This is a genomic window from Mesorhizobium sp. M0292, assembly GCF_040321695.1.
In the GTDB taxonomy this organism is placed as follows: Bacteria; Pseudomonadota; Alphaproteobacteria; order Rhizobiales; family Rhizobiaceae; genus Mesorhizobium.
Genome location: NZ_JAMYSB010000001.1, coordinates 324,228 through 344,373 on the forward strand (window position 1 = coordinate 324,228; position 20,146 = coordinate 344,373).

The window sequence follows — 20,146 nt, forward strand, 5'->3', positions numbered from 1 at the left end:
TCGCCCAAAAGTGCGCAGCGGTTTTGGGACAACGACATGCATAAAACGAAAAAACTAAAGCGCGTCGCCGACGCGCTTTAGGCAGGCTCGAAGACAATGACGCGCCGATCCGGATCGGCCGAAACAAGCCTTAGCGTCAGGCCATCGCCCTGCCTGAACCCTGAGGCCTTCACATTCGCAACGACAGGCATGTCCGAGAGCTGAACGCGCACACGCTGATCACCGACGTCGGTGACGACGGCCTTGAATGTTTCACCCATGCGCCCCCTCAGCATCACCGCCTCGGCAAGGTCGATGGCCGCGTGGTTGATCTGCGAGGCGCGGGCGCCTGCGCGGCCCATCACCTTCGGCAGTCTGGAAAACGCCTCGGTAACGGCTTGCGGCACCGGCTGGCCGTTGGCGATGGCCAGCACGCAGCGCACGACGTAGCGATCGGCCAGCCGCCTCAGGGGCGCGGTGGCGTGGGCATAGGTCGCGGCCATCGCCTCGTGCCAGGGGACAACGCCTTCTTCATAGGGTTGGTAGGACGCACCGGAGCCGGCGCGGCGGATTTCCAGCATCAGCGCTGCCTGTTGCATGTTGGTCGGATCGAGGGTTCGCTGATAGTCGGACAGGCTGGTCGAAGGAGGCCAGGACAGGCCTAAGGCCCGTGCCGCGCTGCGCAGTCTTTGTACTTTGGAAGCATCGGGCGGCGCCATCACCCGGAACAAGCCGGTCCGGTGTGCCAGCATGGCGTCGGCAATCGCCATGTTGGCGGCCAGCGAAAGTGCTGCGTTGTCTTGCTCGGATTGCAGCAGCGGTCTGAACGCAAGCTGGAATGTGCCATCGGCAAGCTGTTCCACCTCCTGCTCGGGCGGGTCGACGCGCGAAGCGCCGCGACGGTCTTCGGCCGCCGCCATGCGCCGCGCGATTTCGGCGAAGCCGACTGGGACGTCGGCGGCCTGCACGCTGTCATAGCCGAGCTTGGCGCGGCTTTGAATGATTGCCCGCTCCGCGCCATCCAGCCTTACCGCTCCGTCCTCGGCAATCCGGACCGTGAAGATGACAGCCGGACGCGGAGCGCCGGGCAGCAAGCTCGCGGCGCCCTCGGCAATGACCCGGGGATAGAGCCCGGCCTTGCCGTCCGGCAAATACAGGGTTTCGCCCCGCGCCCAGGCTTCGCGATCCACCGCGTCGCCGTCCGCGACGAACCAGGCTACGTCGGCAATCGCATAGTGCAACAGAAGGTCGCTACCGCTCGCTTCGATCGAAAACGCTTGGTCAAGATCGGTGGAAGCCGCGGGATCGAGCGTCACGAAAGGCATCGCCGTGCGGTCGGCATGCTGGTCGGGCACGCGCCTGGCCGCCGTCTGTGCCATGGCCATTACATCAGGGGGAAATCCCTCCGGCACATGGAACTCGGTGCGGATTTTCGCGAGGCCGGTAGCGAGTGCCTGCGAGGGATCGTTCAACGATTTCATGGCGCCGTCCTACACCGGCGTTGCGGGCACGGGAAGGTGGTTTTGCCGGCAGTGCCGGCCGACCATGGGCTGGCATGAGCGCGGAACGGAAGTTGACCGCCAGCGCTGGAACCGTCGCCAGAGCGCAACGTTTCTTCCTCTGGCAGCAAAGGAGGAGCCGATATGCCTGCAACCTCAAAAGCACAGCAAAAGGCCGCTGGCGCAGCCCTGTCGGCCAAGCGCGGCGAGACCAGGAAGAGCGAACTTCAAGGCGCGTCGAAGTCGATGTATAATTCGATGAGCGAAAAACAGCTCGAGGAATTCGCAGAGACCAAGCGCAAAGGCCTGCCGGAGAAGAAATCGGCAGACTGAAACCTTGAACCGAGTCGATAAACAAAGCCCGTGGCCGAAACCACGGGCTTCTTCGGTTCAGGCCAAGCCCGAAACCCCTGACGTCACCAGCAGCGCTTCACCTTGTAGCGGATGACCTTCTTGTGGCCATGCCGCCAGATGACCTTCTTCTTCACCACGACATGGCAGGTCTGACGATGCTTGTGGCCCTGCCAATGCTTGGCCATCGCTGGCTCGGGCACGGCGATCGACATCGTCCCGGCCAGGACGGCTGCACCGACCAACGAGAGGAAAAACTTCTTCATGCGACTTCGGGCTCCTTTGGCTCCAGTCCCTTCCTAAATGCCGTCGGCGCAACAACCTCCCGCCGCATCCGGCACGGCACTCAACGCCAAAGACGTGATATGGTTGCCGGGCCCAGCGCCAGCGACGCGCTTGACTCTGCTCAAATCTCCGTTTAACGAGCGCACCAACACCGGGCCGCAATGCCCGGTTGTTTCTTTTGCATGGCAAGCCCGGGAAAGCAGGTTTATCGTTTCCTGGGCCTTGTCTAGACTGACGTGTCCCGTGGGTTTCCGCCGCGTTGCGTGGGAAAACCCTGTCAGGCCTCGAAAACGGAGGCCAGAGGAGGGCGCGTTTCCTTCACCCGGACCATGAGGTTCCGGGTGGTTTGTTTTGAAAGGGAATGCGATGAGCAAGCGCGAATCCGCGAAGTACAAGATCGACCGCCGTCTCGGCGAAAACATCTGGGGCCGCCCGAAGTCCCCGGTCAACAAGCGTGAATACGGCCCCGGCCAGCACGGCCAGCGCCGCAAGGGCAAGCTTTCCGATTTCGGCCTGCAGCTGCGCGCCAAGCAGAAGCTGAAGGGTCACTATGGTGATGTCTCCGAAAAGCAGTTCCGCAAGGTCTATGAAGAGGCTGATCGCCGCAAGGGCGACACCTCCGAGAACCTGATCGGCCTGCTCGAGTCGCGTCTCGACGCGGTCGTCTACCGCTCCAAGTTCGTGCCCACCATTTTCGCGGCTCGCCAGTTCGTCAACCACGGCCACGTCAACGTCAACGGCAAGCGCGTCAACATCGGCTCGTACCGTTGCAAGCCGGGCGACGTCGTCGAAGTGCGCGAAAAGTCGAAGCAGCTGGTCATCGTGCTGGAAGCGGTCGGCCTCGCCGAGCGCGACGTGCCGGACTATATCGAAGTCGATCACAACAAGATGGTCGCGACCTTCTCGCGCATCCCCGGCCTGGCCGACGTACCGTTCGCCGTGCAGATGGAGCCGAACCTGGTCGTCGAATTCTATTCGCGCTGATCGATCGCTTTTCTGCGATACCGGAAAGGGCCGCCCGTCGAGGCGGCCTTTTCTTTGTCGGCCATGTCCGCTAATCCGGCACTCTCGGCTATGGAAAGCGACAAGCCATGAACATGCTGGCAGACATCGAAACAGTTGAACCGATTGCTGAAGGCGGCTTCCATCCGCTGTTTGCCGACGTGCCGTCATCGGTCGAGTTCAACAAACTGCGCAAGCGGCTGTTGCGGTTAACCCGTCAGGTGGTCGAGGATTTCGCCATGGCGAGGCCCGACGACCGCTGGCTGGTGGCCTTGTCCGGCGGCAAGGATTCCTACGGCCTGCTCGCCGTGCTGCTCGATCTCAAATGGCGCGGGCTTTTGCCGGTCGAGCTGCTGGCCTGCAATCTCGACCAGGGCCAGCCGAATTTCCCGAAGCACATTTTGCCCGATTACCTCGATGCGCATCGCATTCCCCATCGCATCGAGTATCAGGACACCTATTCGGTGGTCACCGACAAGCTGCCTCAGGGCAGCACCTACTGTTCGCTGTGCTCGCGGCTGCGGCGCGGCCATCTCTATCGCATCGCGCGCGAGGAGGGCTGTTCGGCGCTGGTCCTCGGCCACCACCGCGAGGACATTCTCGAAACCTTCTTCATGAATCTAATCCATGGCGGCCGCCTTGCCGCCATGCCGCCAAAGCTGCTCAATGACGACGGCGACGTCATGGTGCTGCGGCCGCTGAGCTACTGCGCCGAGGTCGATCTGGAGAAATTCGCCGCCGCGATGAAATTCCCGATCATTCCCTGCGATCTCTGCGGCAGCCAGGAAGGCCTGCAGCGCAACGCCATGAAGGCGATGCTGGACGATATGGAAAAGCGCATGCCGGGCCGCAAGGATACGATGCTGCGCGCGCTGTCCAACACCAGGCCGTCGCATCTGCTCGACAGAAAGCTGTTCGACTTTGCCGCCCTCAATGGCAGCCTCAGCACAGGACAAGACATTTCCGATGATATTTGACGACCAAGCGATCGACTGGCTGGCCGAGCTTCTCGCCGATGCAGCCAAGGCCGAAATCATGCCACGCTTTCGCCGGCTGGGCGAGGGCGACATCAGACAGAAGACCTCGGCTGCCGACCTGGTGACCGAGGCCGACATCAACGCCGAGCGGCTGATCACGGCCAGGCTGCGCGAGCGCTATCCCACGGCGATGATCGTCGGCGAGGAAGCCTGTTCCGACAATCCGGCGCTGCTTCAGGGGCTCGGTGATGCCGACCTCGCCTTCGTCGTCGACCCGGTCGACGGCACCTTCAACTTCGCCTCCGGCGTGCCGCTGTTCGGCGTCATGCTGAGCGTCGTCATCAAGGGCGAAACCGTCGCCGGTATCATCCATGACCCCGTAGGCCGGGACTGGCTGATCGGCGCCAAGGGCGCCGGCAGCCATATCCGCCATGCGCATGGCGCGCTGGAGACGGTGCACGTCGCCGATGCCGTGCCGATCTCACAGATGACCGGCTCCGTCTCCTGGCAATATCTGGCGGAACCGCAACGCTCGCTCTTGGCGCGCAACCAGACCAAGACCCTATCGCAGTTCGGCTATCGCTGCGCGGCACATGAATACCGTCTTCTGGCCAGCGGCCATGCCCATTTCGTCGTCTACAACAAACTGATGCCGTGGGACCATCTGGTCGGTGTGCTGATCCACGCCGAGGCCGGCGGCTACACCGCGCGGATCGACGGCAGCGCCTATCTGCCCTCGCATATCGACGGCGGCATTCTTGTCGCCCCGGACAAGGAAAGCTGGCAGGAGTTGCGCAGGGAACTCTGGGCGCAATAATCGGTCCAACTGCTGGTAGAGGCTTTCGTCAAGTATATTGGCTCTGTTATAGTGGTCCAATCGCTCGCGAAGCCGGAGCCGCGAAATGAAACATCGGTCCGCAATTGTCGCAACGGCACTTGCACTTGCCCTGGTCGCCTGCGCCACTGAGGCACGATCGCAGGAGCGCGCGTGTCGTAGCCCCGATCCCATCGACACCATCGACGAAATGTTCGACGCGATCTTTGCCTGTTGGCAGCCGCCGCCTGGAAGTGCTGGCCTGACCCTGACGCTGAGTTTTTCAATTCGCAAAAACGGCACGCTGATGGGCAAGCCGCGCGCCACTTTCTCCCATATGGGAGATGATGCCTCGCTCAACCGGGTCTTTGTGTCATCCGTGCTCGAAGCGCTCGACAAGGCTCTGCCGATGCCGCTGTCGGACAGCATGGGTGGCGCCATCGCAGGGCGCCCGCTGTTCCCTCGTTTCACGGCAGTGATTGGCGGCGCATCCTGAAACGCGTCGCATAAAGGTGGATGCGGTTTTGAGACCAACAATCTCAAGGCGCGTCGCTCAATGCAGGTCGGTGACGTGCCCTGAAATGGGTGGGTTGTGCGGCTGGAACATCTTGCCGCGCTCGGCGATCAGGATCATCAGCAGGGCCGCGACCGAGACGCTGCAGAAGCCGGCGGCAAGCGGCGTCACCGTGCCGTTGAAGGCCTGGCCGATCAGCGTGCCGAGGATGCCGCCGAGAAAAGTCTGCATGAAGCCCAGGATGGACGACGCGGTGCCCGCCAGTTGGCCGAGCGGTTCCATCGCGAGCGCGTTGAAATTGGCGCCGAGCGCGCCGAACGGGAGCATCGCACTGGCGAAGAAGGTGATGAACAGCCAGAGTGGCATCTTCATTTGAAGCGAAACGGTGAGCCAGGCAAGGCTGATCACCAGGAACAACAGCAGTGCGCTCTGCGACAGGCGGCGCATGCCGATGCGGCCGACCAGGCGCGAGTTGAGGTAGTTCGAAAAAGCGAGAACGCCGGCGACACCCGCGAAGATGACAGGAAACAATTCGCCGACATGAAAAATGTCGACATAGATCTGCTGTGCGGAGGCGATGAAGCCGAACATGGCGGCGAAAATGAAGGTGCTGGCAAAGGCGTAGCAAAGCGCCATGCGGTTGGTGAGCACGATGCGGAAACCACCGACGACGGATGAGACTGTCAGCGGCCGGCGGTACTCCGGATGCAGCGTCTCCGGCAGCCGCAGCAGCGACCACGCCGACACGATCAGCGCTCCGACGGCCATGGTGACGAAGATCCAGTGCCATGTTGCGAACAGCATGATGAACTGGCCGATCCCAGGCGCGATCACCGGGATGGCCATGAACACCATGAAGATCAGAGACATCACCTCGGCCATGCGCCGACCGTCGAACGTGTCGCGCACGATCGAGACGGCGATGACGCGGGTCGCCGCCGCACCGATGCCTTGCACCAGCCGGCACAGCAGCAGGACGGCGAATGACGGGGCGATGGAGGCAGCTGCCGCCGCCACGACATAAATCGCCAGCCCGGCAACGAGCGGCGCGCGGCGCCCGAACCGGTCCGAGATCGGTCCGAAGAAAAGCTGTCCGCCACCGAAGCCCAATATATAGGCGGTGATCACATACTGGCGGTGGTTTTCATTCTCAACGCCAAGCGTGGCGCCGATTTGCTGCAGTGCCGGCAGCATGATGTCGATGGCCAGCGAGTTCAACGCCATCAGTGCCGCGCACAGCGCGATGAATTCCCAGCGCGGAATAGGCAATTTGCGTGCCTGTTGCGGCGCTTTTGCTGGCTGGTCCACGGCGGGTCCGATCTTCAAAACGAATATGCGCCGGCATGCCGGCGCATAAGTTCGTCCTCACTCCGATAGGGGGAGGTAACATTTTGCCGGGGCGGGGCTGCCCCGTCTCAACTCAGAATCAGGCTGTCGCTTTGACGCTGACGCCCTTGTCGACGAGCAACGTCTGCAGCTCGCCCGCCTGGAACATTTCGCGGATGATGTCGCAGCCGCCGACGAATTCGCCCTTGACGTAAAGCTGCGGGATCGTCGGCCAGTTCGAATATTCCTTGATGCCCTGGCGCAGTTCGGCCGAGGTCAGCACGTCGACGCCCTTGTAGTCGGCGCCGATGTAATCGAGGATCTGGACGACCTGGCCGGAAAAGCCGCACTGCGGAAAACCGGGCGTGCCCTTCATGAAAAGGACGACGTCGTTGCCCTTCACTTCGCTGTCGATGTAGTCGTTGATGCCGCTCATGAGATATCCTTTCACGCCTGTGGGAGTCAGGCTCGAAGCATAGCCATCAAATAAACCCATAGATGGGCCGAAACAAGATGTTTGCGCCGCCGTCGCGGAAATGGCGCAAAGGATCGCCTGTCTTGGGCCAAGCATCCCTGCCGATTGCAGCCTCCGGGACATGATGAAAAGACGATATGGCGCCGCCCTTCTGATCGCCATCCTGCTGGCCGCGATTGCCGTTGTCTGGTGGCCGAGACGCCCGGAGCCGCCGCCGCTGGTCATTGGCGGTGACCTGCCCGCGCCTTGCCGGAATGTCGCCTTCGAGGCGGTGACCTATGTCGTCTGCACGGTCGACCTGCGGACCTACAACCTCGCTGTCTTTCACGTCGGTGCCGACGGCAAGCCCTTCGGCTCGCTGGAGGCCTTCGGCAAGGCGGTTGCGGGCGAGGGGAGGCCGGTGCTGCTCGCCATGAATGGCGGCATGTATCACGAGGATTTGTCGCCGGTCGGCCTGCTGGTCGAGAACGGCAGCGAGAAGTCGCCGCTCAACCTTGCCGACGGCGAAGGCAATTTCTTCCTGAAACCGAACGGCGTCTTTCTGGTGGGCAATGACGGCAAGGCGGCTGTCATGGAAAGCAACGCCTATGCGGTTACTAAACGCGATGTTGCCTTCGCCACGCAGTCCGGCCCGATGCTGGTGATCGATGGCAAGATTCACCCACGCTTCGAGCCGAACGGAACCTCGCGCTACATCCGCAACGGCGTCGGCGTGCGCGATGAAAACACCGTTTTGCTGGCGATCTCGCGGTCTGAGGTCAGTTTCGGCAGCTTTGCGCGGCTGTTTCGCGACGCGCTACAATGCCGCAACGCGCTGTTCCTCGACGGCGCGGTCTCCGCGCTGTCGGATGGGAAAAGAATGATCGTCGGCGGAAAATACCCGGCGGGCCCGATCATCTCAGTGTCGGCGAAGCCGATCACGTCAGTGTCGGCGAAGCAGCCGCAGAAACAGTAGGCCAGCCTGGCGTCAGTCCGGCACGCTGGTCTGCAGGGCCAGCGCGTGCAGCACGCCGCCCATATTGCCCTTCAGCGCATCATAGACCATCTGGTGCTGCTGGACGCGGCTCTTTCCGCGGAAGCTTTCGGCCACCACTTCGGCTGCATAGTGATCGCCGTCACCGGCGAGGTCGCGGATCGTCACCTTGGCGTCCGGAATGCCGTCCTTGATCAGTTTTTCGATGTCGTGGGCATCCATTGCCATGGCAAAATCCTGTTCTGGGCGGCTAGGCACGAGTGACTCGGACGGCAGCCTAAAGCCTTTCTGGTCCGGGTTGAAGCCGTTCTGTCGGCGACGCAGTGTCTAAGGGCCATCCTGCCGCGGGTGAACCACACCATCTTCGGTAATGTCGTCGCGGGTCGAGAACCCCCGGCCAAGGCTGAACACCAGGACATAGAGCGGGATGTTGAGCGCCAGGTTGATAATCGGGAGATAGCTGGTCATCTGCCACAAGGGCGAAAAGAATGGTTGGCCATAGCCGTCGCAGATCAGCGATGACCCGTATTCCCACAGCGCGCCGGTAATGACCGCAATGGCAAAGAGCTTGATGCAGGTGGCGACATGCCTTGCGCGCGCCGGGTTCGGCAAAAGGCGGCTCCACAGCACCAGGCAGACGATGGGGATCGCATAGATCAGACTTTGTAAGGCCAGCATCTGCAGTGTGCCATTGGCCGCCTCAATGAACTGGTCACGCCTTTCCAGCAGCGGACAGACCTCGCTCGAGGTCGTCGACAGCAGGAAAAAGACGAACGGCCCGAGGAACCAGAAGAAGAACAGCGACGGCCAGAAGACGACTGCGATCAGCGTCCGGGCTGCCAGGCCGGTCAAATGGACTTGTCCATGAAGTTCGGGAACCAGCCTTCGTGGGCGGCGGTCAATTCGCTGACCGGGATCGCCCTGGCATCGCCGAGCTTCAGTTCGTTTCCACCGGTCGAGCCGATCCATGGCGCAAAGATGCCGAGCTTGCTCTGTTCCTCGCGGATGGCGTCCCATTCCTTGCTCTGCGGATCGACGGACAGCGTCAGCAGGTAGCGGCCCTGGTCTTCGCCGAACCAGACCGGGATCGGGTCGGTGCCGGCGAGCCCCGGAATGGTGGCGCCGATGCCGGACGCCATCGCCATTTCGGCCAAGGCTATCGCCAAGCCGCCATCGGAAAGGTCATGCGCCGCGGTCACGACGCCCGACGCGATCAGCGCGCGCACGTGGTCACCGACGCGCTTTTCGTGCGCGAGGTCGACGGATGGCGGCGGCCCGTCGGTACGGCCATGGATGTCCCTGAAATAGGCGGACTGGCCGAGATGGCTGCCCCAGCTTGCGGGTGCGCCGACCAGCAGGATCATCTGGCCCTCGGCGGCAAAGCCGATACGGGTCATCTTCGACCAGTCGGCAATCAGCCCGACGCCGCCGATGGTCGGCGTCGGCAGGATGCCCTGGCCGTTGGTTTCGTTGTAGAGCGAGACATTGCCCGACACGATCGGGAAGCCGAGCGCGCGGCAGGCATCGCCAATGCCTTTCACCGCGCCGACCAGCTGGCCCATGATCTCAGGCCGTTCCGGATTGCCGAAATTGAGGTTGTCGGTGGCCGCCAGCGGCAGCGCGCCGGTGGCGGTGAGGTTGCGCCAGCATTCGGCCACCGCCTGCTTGCCGCCTTCATACGGGTCGGCCTCGCAATAGCGCGGCGTCACGTCGGAGGAGAAGGCGAGCGCCTTGGTCGGATGGCCTTCGACGCGCACCACGCCTGCGTCGCCGCCCGGAAGCTGCAGCGAATTGCCCTGGATCAGCGTGTCGTACTGCTCCCACACCCAGCGGCGCGACGACAGGTCCGGCCCGCCGAGCAGTTTCAACAGCGCGTCGGCGACATCGGCCTTCGGCGCATCGCCGGCGGCGAGCGCCGCAGGCTTCTTCGGCTCGACCCAGGGGCGGTCATATTCCGGCGCCTTGTCGCCAAGGTCCTTGATCGGCAGGTTGGCGACCTCGTCACCCTGGTGAATGACGCGGAAGCGCAGATCGTCGGTGGTCTTGCCGACAATGGCGAAGTCGAGGCCCCATTTGTGGAAGATCGCCTCGGCTTCCTTTTCCTTCTCGGGGCGCAGCACCATCAGCATGCGCTCCTGGCTCTCCGACAGCATCATCTCATAGGCGCTCATGCGCTCTTCGCGCACCGGCACCTGGTCGAGGTGAAGCTCGATGCCGAGGTCGCCCTTGGCGCCCATCTCGACCGCCGAACAGGTGAGGCCGGCCGCACCCATGTCCTGGATGGCGATGACGGCGCCGGACGCCATCAGCTCAAGGCAGGCTTCGAGCAGGCATTTTTCGGTGAAGGGATCGCCGACCTGCACGGTCGGGCGCTTCTCGTCGATCTTGTCGTCGAACTCGGCCGAGGCCATCGTGGCGCCGCCGACGCCGTCGCGGCCGGTCTTGGCGCCGAGATAGACGACCGGCAGGCCGACGCCCTTGGCTTCCGACAGGAAGATCGCATCTGTCTTGGCGAGGCCGGCGGCAAAGGCGTTGACCAGGATGTTGCCGTTGTAGCGGGCGTCAAAATTGACCTCGCCGCCGACGGTCGGCACGCCAAAGGCGTTGCCGTATCCTCCGACGCCGGAAACCACGCCGCTGACCAGGTGCCTGGTCTTGGGATGGTCCGGTGCGCCGAAGCGCAAAGCGTTCATCGCCGCAATCGGCCGCGCGCCCATGGTGAAGACATCGCGCAATATGCCGCCGACGCCGGTCGCCGCACCCTGGTAGGGCTCGATGTAGGAGGGATGGTTGTGGCTCTCCATCTTGAAGACGACGCAGTCGCCATCGCCGATATCGACCACGCCGGCATTCTCGCCCGGACCCTGGATGACCTGCGGCCCGGTGGTCGGCAGCGTGCGCAGCCATTTCTTCGAGGATTTGTAGGAGCAGTGCTCATTCCACATCGCCGAGAAGATGCCGAGTTCGGTAAAGCTCGGTTCGCGCCCGACCAGATCGAGGATGCGCTGGTATTCGTCGGGCTTGAGCCCATGCGCGGCTATGAGTTCCGGGGTGATCGGCACGGAATTAGAAATGGTCATGGGCGGCGATTGGTGTCCATGGGAGAGGGAATTTGAGTCCCCTCATATCGCAAGCTTTGGCGTGATACACCCCATCGGATGACGAAAAACGCCGGAAAACACAAGGCGACGATGGTAGCGGGGCGCCGTTGGGGAACGCTATGGCATCCCGGCCGTTAGGCCTCAAACCAATCAGGAGATTTCGACATGGCCACCAAGCAAGGCAAGAAAGACAATCGCCTCTCCGACAAGGAGGCCATGCATATTGCCGAGACGACCGACGTTTCGCCCAAGCAGGCCAAGGACCTGGCCGAGAAGCACGGCAAGGACAAGGGCGCGAAGGAAGCCAAAAACTTCAAGGCAGAGGGCTGAACCTGAAGATCGGGATACAGGAGGACCGAGTCAGGACGAACTGTCGTAGCCGGCGCGGCCTTCCTCCAGCAGTCGCCGGATCACCGCGACGCCGCCGGTGATGTCCTCGCGCCGCCTTGGCTGCGAGACGCCGAAACGCACGCCGTGAAAAACCTGCTCGGAACGCCCCGCCTTGAACTCGTCCTCGTCGTCGAGGAGCACGCCATTTTCGAGGCATGCGCTCCTGAAAGTGCCGGACAGCCAGGGATCGGGCAGCGTCAGCCAGACGAAGGGCACGCTGCCGTGTGACTTGAAGGCGAAACCGGCCAGTGTCTCGCGCACGATGGCGATCCGGGCGGCAATTTCGGCAATGCTGCGTTTGCGGATATCGCCAGCCTGCCCTGACAGCACCAGCCGCGCATTCACCTCCGCCAGCAGGAACGGCATCCCGCCGGTCATCATCTTGTGGGCGACGCGGATGCGATGGCGATAGGCGGGCGGGCAGGAGAGCCAGCCGCCGCGAACACCTGCCGCGACCGATTTCGACAGACCGCCGGCGACAATGGTGCGCTCGGGTGCATATTCGGCGATGAGCGGCGTCGGATCTTCGGTCAGGCCGCCATAGAGATCGTCCTCGATGACGATGACATTGTACGCGCGCGCGACACGGGCGATCGCCTCGCGGCGCGAAACCGACAGGATCGCCAGCGTCGGGTTCTGCACCGTCGGCATCAGGAAGATCATCTTCGGGTGCTTTTGCGCGCAGACGCGTTCGAAATCCTCGGGATCGAGGCCTTCTTCGTCCGATGCCACCAGTGCTATGCGCCGCCCGATCAGCCCGGCGCTGCGGGCGATCTGCGAATAGGTGAGGTGCTCGAAGGCGACATAGTCGCCCGGTGTGGTCAGTGCCGCAATCGCCGCCATCACCGCGGCATGTGTGCCAAGCGTGGGAACGATGGTGTCGGCCGCCGGACGGAACGAATTGCGCGACAGCCAGCGGGCGCCGGCCTCGAACCAGCGCTCCGGAAAATCCCTGGTGTAGCTCGAAATCTCGTGCGGGTGATCCTGCACCGTGCGCGAGAGCATGTCAGCGACAATGGCGCCCTGGCCGATGTCGGGCGCGGCAGTGCTGTCGAAACGCAGCTTGCCGGGCGGTGCATCGACATAGCGCGTGCCTTGCACGGCCGGCTCGGCGAATTCGGGTGACGCCGCTTCCGATTGCTGCGCCAGCACATAGGTCCCGCGTCCGACTTCGCCGCTCACCAGCCCGCGTTCGCGCAGCAGCTGATAGGCCCGGCCGATCGTGCCGACCGTCGTGCCGATGTCATAGGCGAGATCGCGCTGCGGCGGCAATTTTGCCCCGGCATCGATAACGCCCTTGTCGATGTCCGACTCGATGCTGTCGGCAAGGCGCTGGTAAAGCGGGCCGGAACCGATGGTGAGGTCAGGGAGCCAATTTGTCATGGTGACAATTCTGTATATTGCACCAGATCGGGTGTCAATGCATATCAGAACCGTACCAAGATGGGTGCAATTTGCAAGGTTGGCAGAAAAACAATGGATACAATCGAGACAATCCGCTGCGCCGGCATTGAATTGGTCGGGCCGTCCAGCCGGCGAGGCTTTGTCGGCCGGATCGTGCATGTGGTCAGATCGCTGGCGCGATGGATCGAAGCGTTGATCGAGCGCCGTCGCGGCCGCCTGGCCTTGCTGGAAATGACCGACGAGCAGCTCAGGGATATCGGTGTTTCGCGTGGCGACGCGTACCGTGAAGGGATCCGACGGCTCTGGGACTGACCCGGAGCCGGTTCGTCAACGACGGGTGCGCGGAGCCCTGAGGCGTGAGACGCCCCTATCGGCAAGCACGGCGAGGATGCACAGCACCAGGAAAACACCGGTGACGGCCAGCGCCGCAAGGGCGACGCTGGCCGCGCCGTTTTTCGCAACGTCGAGGAACGGGTAGGGCACTTCGCCTGCGATCGGTGCGCGCGCCAGCGCATAGGCGAGATAGGCGATCGGAAAGGCCATCCACCACGAAATGTCGCTCCAGCGTGTCCTGCCGTCAGCGCCTGCAACAAGCCACCACAGCACGAACAGCACCGGCGTCACATAGTGCAGCAGCACGTCACAGAGCAGGAACAGCCCCTGCGGCTGCCAGAGCTGCGCCAGAACTGTCGCGTAGACGATGAAGACCAGGGCGATGGAAGCCGCCACGCCCGCCCGCATCCGCGGCCCGGCAAAGGCCGGCAGCCAGGCGTAGCCCGAAGGCGACAGCAGCGAGACGTGGACCAGCACTGCACCGATGTTGGTCAGGATGGTGAAGAAGCTGAACAGAAAGACGATGGAGCCGAGAAAACTGCGGCCGGCTTCCATCGATGCCGGGATGGTGATGCACGCTTGCAGGACAAGCCCGGCCAGACCGATGATCAATCCCGCAAACTGCAGGAAGCGGCCCATGGCGTCAGGCGGCCGCGTTGCAGGAGGGGTTGCCCGTTTGCCAGCGCGCAATGTCGGATCCGATGCGCGCGCCGAGCGGATCGTCCATCAGCGGACCGAACACGTCGACGCGGCTGGAATTGCCTTGCGCCTGGACGACCAGCAGCGGCTTGCCGCCATAATGCTTGGCCGGCACCAGCAGGAAGCGGGGCGTGCCGCTGAACGAATTCAGCTCATTGGCCATCTGATAGGATTTGAAGGCGGGATCCTTGCTGGCGATCCAGCATTTGTGGGCCGATATCGCTACCTGTTCCATGGCCAGCAGCGAAGCGCTCTTGCCCGTGGGGACCGGCGCGCTCTTCGGGCTGGACTGGCAGGACGCCAACGCCAAGCCGGCAGCAGCCAGGGGACCTAGGCGAACAATCGTCAGTCTCATGGTCAACCGCCCCCGTGTTTTGAAAGGAATTCGAAGAGATATCAGGCGGCGATGCCGAGTGCGCCTTCGAACAGCGCCCGGCCGTCACTGCCGCCATGCGCGGCCTCGATCAGGTTTTCCGGATGCGGCATCAGGCCGAGCACATTGCCCTTCTCGCTGATGATGCCGGCAATGTCGTTGATCGAGCCATTGGGATTGGTGCCTTCGGCATAGCGGAACACAACCTGTCCTTCGCCCTCGAGGCGCGCAAGCGTGTCGGCATCGGCGAAATAATTGCCGTCATGATGCGCAACCGGCGTGCGGATGATTTGGCCCGGCTGATAGCGGCGGGTGAACATGGTGTTGGCGTTGGCGATCTGCAGCTTCACCTCACGGCAAACGAATTTCAGCGAAGCATTGCGCATCAGCGCGCCGGGCAGCAGGCCGGCCTCGACCAGAATCTGGAACCCGTTGCAGACGCCAATGACCATGACGCCCTTGGCGGCCTTTTCAGCGACTGCCCGCATCACCGGCATCCGCGCGGCAATCGCGCCGCAGCGCAGATAATCGCCGAAGGAGAAGCCGCCGGGAATGGCGATCAGGTCGACATCGGGGATTTCGGTGTCGGTCTGCCAGACGGTCGCCGGCGCCTGCCCGGAGATCTTGGTCAGCGCCGCAATCATGTCGCGGTCGCGGTTGAGGCCGGGGAGAAGAACGACAGCTGATTTCATATCAAGCGATCTCCACCGCGTAATTCTCGATCACCGTGTTCGCCAGCAGCTTGTCGCACATGGCTTTCAGATCGGCTTCAGCCTTGGCCTTGTCGGTCTCCGAGAGCTCGAGGTCGAAGACCTTGCCCTGCCGCACCTGGCCGACGCCGCCGAACCCCAGTCCGGACAGAGCGTGCTCTATGGCTTTTCCCTGCGGGTCGAGCACGCCGTTCTTGAGGGTGACGGTGATGCGGGCCTTGATCATGCTGGACAGGTTCCTGTTCGAAGACTTAGCAATTCCAGGAAAAGTCTGAAGCGGTTTTCCGTCCGGAATTGCGTCAAGAAATGAAGACTTAGTGCGGCTTGCCTTTGAGGCCGTCGGTCGAGGCGACGAGCACCGGGCCGGTCGGGCGCGGCGGCTCGTTCTCGTTCATGATGCCAAGGCGGCGGGCAACTTCCTGATAGGCTTCGACGAGGCCGCCCATATCGCGGCGGAAACGGTCCTTGTCGAGCTTGTCCTGCGTTGCCACGTCCCACAGCCGGCACGAATCCGGCGAGATCTCGTCGGCAACGACGATGCGCATCATGTCGCCCTCGAACAGGCGGCCGCATTCGATCTTGAAATCCACGAGTTGGATGCCGACACCCATGAACAGGCCGGAGAGGAAGTCGTTGACGCGGATGGCCAGCGCCATGACGTCGTCGATCTCCTGCGGGCTTGCCCAGCCGAAAGCGGTGATGTGCTCTTCCGACACCATCGGATCGTCGAGCGCATCGGCCTTATAATAGAATTCGATGATCGAGCGCGGCAGAACGGTGCCTTCCTCGATGCCGAGGCGCTTGGACAGCGAGCCGGCGGCGACATTGCGCACCACCACTTCGAGCGGAATGATCTCGACTTCCTTGATCAACTGCTCGCGCATGTTGAGCCGGCGGATGAAGTGGGTCGGAATGCCCATGCGGTTCAGATGGTTGAAAATATATTCGGAGATGCGGTTGTTGAGCACCCCCTTGCCGTCGATGACCTCGTGCTTCTTCTTGTTGAATGCGGTCGCATCATCCTTGAAGAACTGGATAAGTGTGCCCGGTTCCGGTCCCTCATAGAGGATCTTGGCCTTGCCTTCATAAATGCGGCGGCGATTTTTCATCTGATTTTTCTCTGGATTTGCGGGCAGGCGGCAAGCGACCAGTTCCTGTCCGTCTGCCTAAATTGGTGCGGCGACGGGTGGGGTTCAATGCCGGGTCTATCCCAATCACAGCGTTTGCTCAATCGGCAAATCCTTTCCATCGACCGCTTTCAGGAATGAAATGCCGCAGCGCAGCAAGCGATGTAGCATATTGACCGGCCCGCGCCCTTTTGGTTTGTGCTGCGGCAGCACACATATCCATCGCCAACGCGAATCGATTTCATCGGAGGGAAGCCATGAGCAGCATGAAAGACCGCGAAGAGGGTTTTGAGCGCAAATTCGCCTTCGACGAAGAACTTCGCTTCAAGGCTTCGGCACGCCGCAACAAGGCGCTTGGCCTGTGGGCAGCCGAAAAGCTGGGCAAGTCCGGCACTGACGCCGACGCCTATGCCAAGGAAGTTGTGGTTTCCGACATCGAGGAAGCTGGCGATCACGACGTATTCCGCAAGATCCGCAAGGATTTCGACGCCGCCGGCGTCGACCAGTCGGATCACCAGATCCGCCGCACCATGGACGAACTGATGGCGCAGGCGATCGAGCAGATCAAGAACACCTAGAGCGAGTAGCGCTGGACCAATCGACCGCCCGGTCCAGCCGGGCGGTTTTTCTTTGCCTTTTCAGCCTTTTCCGGCTGAAACTGTGCGTAGGCCTGTTACAAGGCTCTACCCAACGAGGAAAGCACCCATGTCCCTGAAGTCACGCCTGGCGGCGGATGAAACGCTGTTCACCGCCTGGTCCGGCGTTCCGGACGCTTTGACGGTCGAAATCATCGCCAAGCAGGGTTTTGACGCCGTCACCCTCGATATGCAGCATGGCGGACACCACGAAGACTCGGTCTTGCGCGGCCTGGTGCCGGTGCTGGCCGCCAACAAGCCGGCGCTGGTGCGCATTCCGGTCGGCCGCTTCGACATGGCCAGCCGCGCCCTCGATTTCGGTGCCGAGGCGGTGATTGCACCGATGGTGAATTCGGTGGCCGATGCAAAACTCTTTGCCGCGGCGATGAAATATCCGCCGATGGGCGAGCGCTCCTGGGGCCCGACCTATGCTTTTCCGCGCCATGGCAAAGGCGACCACGCCGAATGGCTGCGCGACACCAATCAACGCACCATGGCCTTTGCCATGGTCGAAACGCGCGCCGCACTCGATGCGCTGGACGGCATCCTCGACACGCCGGGCATTGACGGCATCTTCCTCGGCCCATCGGATTTCTCCATCGCCTGGTCGAATGGCGCCACCGTCAATTCGACGCTGGAAAGCATGATGGAAACCGTCGCCTCCATCGCCGAGCGGACGCGCAAGGCGGGCAAGCATGCGGCGATCTACGTCGTTGAGCCGGCGATTGCCGGCCGCGTCGTGGCGATGGGCTACCGGCTGCTGGCGATGGGCTCGGACCATGCGCTGATTTCGCTCGGCGCAAAGATACTCATCAAAAGCATGAACGATTCGATAAAGGGCTGAGGCGTGGTGCCTTGCCCGGTCAGGCCTTGAGGTCGGTCAGGAACTTGGCGAAGGTCATCGACCCTTCCGGCCACGGGCCGAAGCCGGCATCCTCATTGAGGTGACCGGTTTCGCCGGCATCGATGAACAGCGAACCCCAGGCAGCGGCAATGTCCTCGGCAACCTCGAAGGCGCAGAACGGATCGTTGCGGCTGGCGATAACGATGGACGGGAAGGGCAGCGGTTCGCGCGCATAGGGGCCAAAGGTCATCAGGTGACGCGGCCTTATCTCCGGGTTGGCGACGTCGGGCGGCGCGACAAAAAACGCGCCGGCGACCGGCTTCCTGAACTGCGGAATGGCCTGCACCGCGGCCGCCACGCCCAGGGAATGGGCAACGATCACCACCGGCCGCTCGGCCTCGTTGACAGCGTTCGCCACGCTCGCCGTCCAGTCTTCGCGCACCGGCTTCGACCACTCCGCCTGTTCGACCCGGCGCGCGGTCGACAGTTTCGATTGCCAGCGTGTCTGCCAGTGTTCAGGGCCGGAATTGGTGTAGCCCGGCACGATCAGAATATCTGCGTCTTTGACTTTCATGGCGCTGAGATAGCGAGCGGCCGTGTCTCGTGCAACCCGCGCTGACGCATGCGGTGCATCACAGTTGTGAACAACCTGTTCGATTCTTTCCATCTTGTGTGAACGATCAGGATCGACGATTTGAGGCAGGAAGAGATGGACGACAGAATAGACTGGTGGCGCGGCCTGGGATAATGCGCTGAACGGAGAGTTTTATGAGCGAACTGCCTTTTGCCGCGACGACCGCCGTCAGCGTGTCACGCGTGGGCCTGAAGGCGCGCGACGCCGAAGGACTTGCCGATTACTACCGGGCTGTTGTCGGCCTGCAGGAATTGAGCCGCGCCGATGGCGCCATCACGCTGGGCGCTGCCGAGCGCCCGCTGCTGGTGATCGAGCCTGATGCAGCGGCCAAGCCCGACGATCCGCGCAGCGCCGGCCTGTTCCACACCGCTTTCCTGCTGCCCAGCCGCGCCGATCTCGGCCGCTGGATAAACCACGCCGCCGCCAACAAGATCCGCATCGAGGGCGCCTCCGACCATCTGGTCAGCGAGGCTCTCTACCTGACCGACCCCGAAGGCAACGGCATTGAAATCTATAGGGACCGTCTGCCGCAGGAGTGGAAGTGGAACGGCGACAAGATCGCCATGGCGACCGAGCGGCTGAACCTGGCTGCCGTGGTTGGCAGCGTGCCGGCCGGTGACGCCGGCTGGCAGGGCGCGCCGCAAAACAGCATTGTCGGCCATGTCCATCTGCGCGTCGGCCGGCCGGAAGATGCCGAGGCCTGGTGGCACGACGAATTTGGCTTCGACACGGTCGCTAAGTATGGAGGGCAGGCGGTGTTCCTGTCGTCGGGAGGCTACCACCATCATATCGGTGGCAATTCGTGGCACAGCGCCGGCGCCGGGCGCCGCGATCCGTCCCGCTCAGGGCTGGCCTGGGTCGAGATGCGCTCGGACAGGACAACCGCTGAAACCACGCGGGAAGATCCGTGGGGCACGGTGATCCGCACCGTGCCGGGCGCCGCCGGCTGAGCGCCCGCTCGGTTCTTACAAGGAATTGGCGGCGTAGCCCGTCAGCAGCCCATGCGCCCAGCTGTCGAAGCCGGTGGCTGTCGCGCGGCTGGACGCCTCGGTCCAGTCATAATTGACCACGTGATGGCTGAAAAACCATTGTCCGTCCTTGCGCGTAGCGAGGGCGTAGCGGGCATGCGGACTGCCGGTCACGGTCAGGCCGGGGAATGCCTGGACGCCGACGCTGCCCGGATTGAGGATTGTCCGGTTGTCCGACAAACGCACAACGCGCGGCGTATGTGTATGGCCGCACAAGGTCAGCCCGGCGCCGGCGCTGCCGAGCTTGTGCCTGATCTGCTTTTCATTGGAGGGGTGGAAGTGGCTGCCTCCGTCTTCCTCAAGCAGGAACACGTTGTCGTCACTCGGGCTGCCATGGCACAGCAGGATGTCCGGGGCAGGCGACAGGGTGACCGGCAAGGCCGAGAGCCAGGTCAGGGATGTCTCAGAGAGGCGTTGGTGGGTGAAAGCATCGACGTCTTCCAACCCGGAAGCAGGCGGCTCGATCAGCACACGGTCGTGATTGCCGCGCACGGTCGGCCAGTTCTGCGCCATCAGATATTGCGCGGTTTCTTCAGGCCATAGCGGCCCGGAAAGACAATCGCCCAGATTGACGATGATGTCGGGAGAAGCGTCTTTGATCTGCGCATGAACCGCCTCAAGCGCGCGCAGATTCCCATGGATGTCGGAAAGGACGGCCAGCCGCATCGAAAAA

Annotated in this window: 26 protein-coding genes; 11 read left to right on the top strand and 15 right to left on the bottom strand. The window is 62.8% G+C overall.

Annotated elements, in window-relative coordinates:
* Positions 1-77 precede the first annotated feature (77 nt).
* Positions 78-1,460, bottom strand: coding sequence for an RNB domain-containing ribonuclease (locus tag NKI96_RS01615; protein ID WP_352802654.1), 1,383 nt, complete (start codon positions 1,458-1,460; stop codon positions 78-80).
* Between the two features lie 162 nt (positions 1,461-1,622).
* On the opposite strand from NKI96_RS01615, the gene NKI96_RS01620 reads away from it, so the two are divergent.
* Entirely contained in the window at positions 1,623-1,811 is a 189-nt protein-coding gene (locus NKI96_RS01620; RefSeq protein ID WP_023684876.1) for a DUF3008 family protein, read from the top strand.
* Positions 1,812-1,894: 83 nt separating this feature from the next.
* Here the strand turns inward: NKI96_RS01620 and NKI96_RS01625 are convergent, their stop codons facing one another.
* Complete coding sequence (locus tag NKI96_RS01625; RefSeq protein WP_023690200.1) at positions 1,895-2,095, bottom strand: hypothetical protein; 201 nt, start codon at positions 2,093-2,095, stop codon at positions 1,895-1,897.
* 385 nt (positions 2,096-2,480) lie between these two features.
* Here NKI96_RS01625 and rpsD point away from each other — a divergent pair, with 385 nt between their 5' ends.
* The 4 genes from rpsD (at position 2,481) to NKI96_RS01645 (ending at position 5,403) form a co-directional block, all read left to right on the top strand.
* Positions 2,481-3,098: a 30S ribosomal protein S4 gene (gene rpsD / locus NKI96_RS01630; protein WP_023669107.1), complete on the top strand. Its 618-nt coding sequence runs from the start codon at positions 2,481-2,483 to the stop codon at positions 3,096-3,098.
* Positions 3,099-3,205: 107 nt separating this feature from the next.
* Positions 3,206-4,093: a tRNA 2-thiocytidine(32) synthetase TtcA gene (gene ttcA, locus NKI96_RS01635; protein WP_352802657.1), complete on the top strand. Its 888-nt coding sequence runs from the start codon at positions 3,206-3,208 to the stop codon at positions 4,091-4,093.
* Positions 4,083-4,910: an inositol monophosphatase family protein gene (locus tag NKI96_RS01640; protein WP_023711499.1), complete on the top strand. Its 828-nt coding sequence runs from the start codon at positions 4,083-4,085 to the stop codon at positions 4,908-4,910. The genes ttcA and NKI96_RS01640 overlap by 11 nt, the downstream gene beginning before the upstream one ends.
* A gap of 85 nt (positions 4,911-4,995) precedes the next feature.
* The gene (locus tag NKI96_RS01645) at positions 4,996-5,403 is read left to right on the top strand and encodes a UCP034077 family protein (protein WP_023706454.1); all 408 of its coding nucleotides are present in this window, start codon (positions 4,996-4,998) and stop codon (positions 5,401-5,403) included.
* A gap of 57 nt (positions 5,404-5,460) precedes the next feature.
* Here the strand turns inward: NKI96_RS01645 and NKI96_RS01650 are convergent, their stop codons facing one another.
* A complete protein-coding gene (locus NKI96_RS01650) occupies positions 5,461-6,729 on the bottom strand; it encodes a multidrug effflux MFS transporter (RefSeq protein WP_352444704.1) in 1,269 nt (422 codons plus the stop codon).
* 118 nt (positions 6,730-6,847) lie between these two features.
* Positions 6,848-7,183 (bottom strand): Grx4 family monothiol glutaredoxin, encoded by a 336-nt coding sequence (gene grxD / locus NKI96_RS01655; protein ID WP_023669102.1) that lies wholly within the window; start codon positions 7,181-7,183, stop codon positions 6,848-6,850.
* A 160-nt stretch (positions 7,184-7,343) separates the two neighbouring features.
* Here grxD and NKI96_RS01660 point away from each other — a divergent pair, with 160 nt between their 5' ends.
* On the top strand, positions 7,344-8,177 hold the full coding sequence (locus tag NKI96_RS01660) for a phosphodiester glycosidase family protein (protein ID WP_023816530.1): 834 nt from the start codon (positions 7,344-7,346) through the stop codon (positions 8,175-8,177).
* A gap of 12 nt (positions 8,178-8,189) precedes the next feature.
* Here the strand turns inward: NKI96_RS01660 and NKI96_RS01665 are convergent, their stop codons facing one another.
* The 3 genes from NKI96_RS01665 to purL form a co-directional block, all read right to left on the bottom strand.
* Complete coding sequence (locus tag NKI96_RS01665; RefSeq protein ID WP_010909092.1) at positions 8,190-8,423, bottom strand: BolA/IbaG family iron-sulfur metabolism protein; 234 nt, start codon at positions 8,421-8,423, stop codon at positions 8,190-8,192.
* A 99-nt stretch (positions 8,424-8,522) separates the two neighbouring features.
* Positions 8,523-9,047: a hypothetical protein gene (locus NKI96_RS01670; protein WP_352802662.1), complete on the bottom strand. Its 525-nt coding sequence runs from the start codon at positions 9,045-9,047 to the stop codon at positions 8,523-8,525.
* Complete coding sequence (purL, locus tag NKI96_RS01675) at positions 9,044-11,275, bottom strand: phosphoribosylformylglycinamidine synthase subunit PurL (protein ID WP_023743135.1); 2,232 nt, start codon at positions 11,273-11,275, stop codon at positions 9,044-9,046. The genes NKI96_RS01670 and purL overlap by 4 nt, the downstream gene beginning before the upstream one ends.
* Before the next feature lie 186 nt (positions 11,276-11,461).
* On the opposite strand from purL, the gene NKI96_RS01680 reads away from it, so the two are divergent.
* Positions 11,462-11,626 (top strand): hypothetical protein, encoded by a 165-nt coding sequence (locus tag NKI96_RS01680; protein ID WP_023669098.1) that lies wholly within the window; start codon positions 11,462-11,464, stop codon positions 11,624-11,626.
* A gap of 30 nt (positions 11,627-11,656) precedes the next feature.
* Here NKI96_RS01680 and NKI96_RS01685 read toward each other — a convergent pair whose 3' ends face one another.
* A complete protein-coding gene (locus NKI96_RS01685) occupies positions 11,657-13,069 on the bottom strand; it encodes an aminotransferase-like domain-containing protein (protein ID WP_023684885.1) in 1,413 nt (470 codons plus the stop codon).
* Positions 13,070-13,162: 93 nt separating this feature from the next.
* Between NKI96_RS01685 and NKI96_RS01690 the strand changes: the two genes are divergently transcribed.
* Positions 13,163-13,402 (top strand): DUF1127 domain-containing protein, encoded by a 240-nt coding sequence (locus NKI96_RS01690; RefSeq protein ID WP_023706460.1) that lies wholly within the window; start codon positions 13,163-13,165, stop codon positions 13,400-13,402.
* Between the two features lie 15 nt (positions 13,403-13,417).
* Here the strand turns inward: NKI96_RS01690 and NKI96_RS01695 are convergent, their stop codons facing one another.
* The 5 genes from NKI96_RS01695 to purC all read right to left on the bottom strand — a co-directional run bounded on the left by NKI96_RS01695 (position 13,418) and on the right by purC (position 16,314).
* On the bottom strand, positions 13,418-14,062 hold the full coding sequence (locus tag NKI96_RS01695; protein WP_023669095.1) for a Pr6Pr family membrane protein: 645 nt from the start codon (positions 14,060-14,062) through the stop codon (positions 13,418-13,420).
* A gap of 4 nt (positions 14,063-14,066) precedes the next feature.
* Complete coding sequence (locus tag NKI96_RS01700) at positions 14,067-14,477, bottom strand: hypothetical protein (RefSeq protein WP_023669094.1); 411 nt, start codon at positions 14,475-14,477, stop codon at positions 14,067-14,069.
* A gap of 41 nt (positions 14,478-14,518) precedes the next feature.
* Positions 14,519-15,187 carry a phosphoribosylformylglycinamidine synthase subunit PurQ gene (gene purQ / locus NKI96_RS01705; protein WP_023684888.1) on the bottom strand — a complete coding sequence of 223 codons (669 nt, stop codon included), beginning with the start codon at positions 15,185-15,187 and terminating at the stop codon, positions 14,519-14,521.
* A 1-nt stretch (position 15,188) separates the two neighbouring features.
* Entirely contained in the window at positions 15,189-15,431 is a 243-nt protein-coding gene (gene purS / locus NKI96_RS01710; protein ID WP_023669092.1) for a phosphoribosylformylglycinamidine synthase subunit PurS, read from the bottom strand.
* A gap of 88 nt (positions 15,432-15,519) precedes the next feature.
* A complete protein-coding gene (gene purC, locus NKI96_RS01715; protein WP_013532127.1) occupies positions 15,520-16,314 on the bottom strand; it encodes a phosphoribosylaminoimidazolesuccinocarboxamide synthase in 795 nt (264 codons plus the stop codon).
* Between the two features lie 275 nt (positions 16,315-16,589).
* On the opposite strand from purC, the gene NKI96_RS01720 reads away from it, so the two are divergent.
* A complete protein-coding gene (locus tag NKI96_RS01720) occupies positions 16,590-16,910 on the top strand; it encodes a DUF1476 domain-containing protein (RefSeq protein WP_023669091.1) in 321 nt (106 codons plus the stop codon).
* 127 nt (positions 16,911-17,037) lie between these two features.
* Complete coding sequence (locus NKI96_RS01725; RefSeq protein WP_023669090.1) at positions 17,038-17,811, top strand: HpcH/HpaI aldolase family protein; 774 nt, start codon at positions 17,038-17,040, stop codon at positions 17,809-17,811.
* 19 nt (positions 17,812-17,830) lie between these two features.
* Here NKI96_RS01725 and NKI96_RS01730 read toward each other — a convergent pair whose 3' ends face one another.
* Positions 17,831-18,385, bottom strand: coding sequence for an RBBP9/YdeN family alpha/beta hydrolase (locus tag NKI96_RS01730; protein WP_023708637.1), 555 nt, complete (start codon positions 18,383-18,385; stop codon positions 17,831-17,833).
* A gap of 194 nt (positions 18,386-18,579) precedes the next feature.
* Here NKI96_RS01730 and NKI96_RS01735 point away from each other — a divergent pair, with 194 nt between their 5' ends.
* Positions 18,580-19,395 (top strand): VOC family protein, encoded by an 816-nt coding sequence (locus tag NKI96_RS01735; protein WP_352802665.1) that lies wholly within the window; start codon positions 18,580-18,582, stop codon positions 19,393-19,395.
* A gap of 15 nt (positions 19,396-19,410) precedes the next feature.
* On the opposite strand, the gene NKI96_RS01740 is transcribed toward NKI96_RS01735, so the two are convergent.
* Positions 19,411-20,139, bottom strand: coding sequence for a metallophosphoesterase family protein (locus tag NKI96_RS01740; protein WP_352802667.1), 729 nt, complete (start codon positions 20,137-20,139; stop codon positions 19,411-19,413).
* Positions 20,140-20,146: the final 7 nt, after the last annotated feature.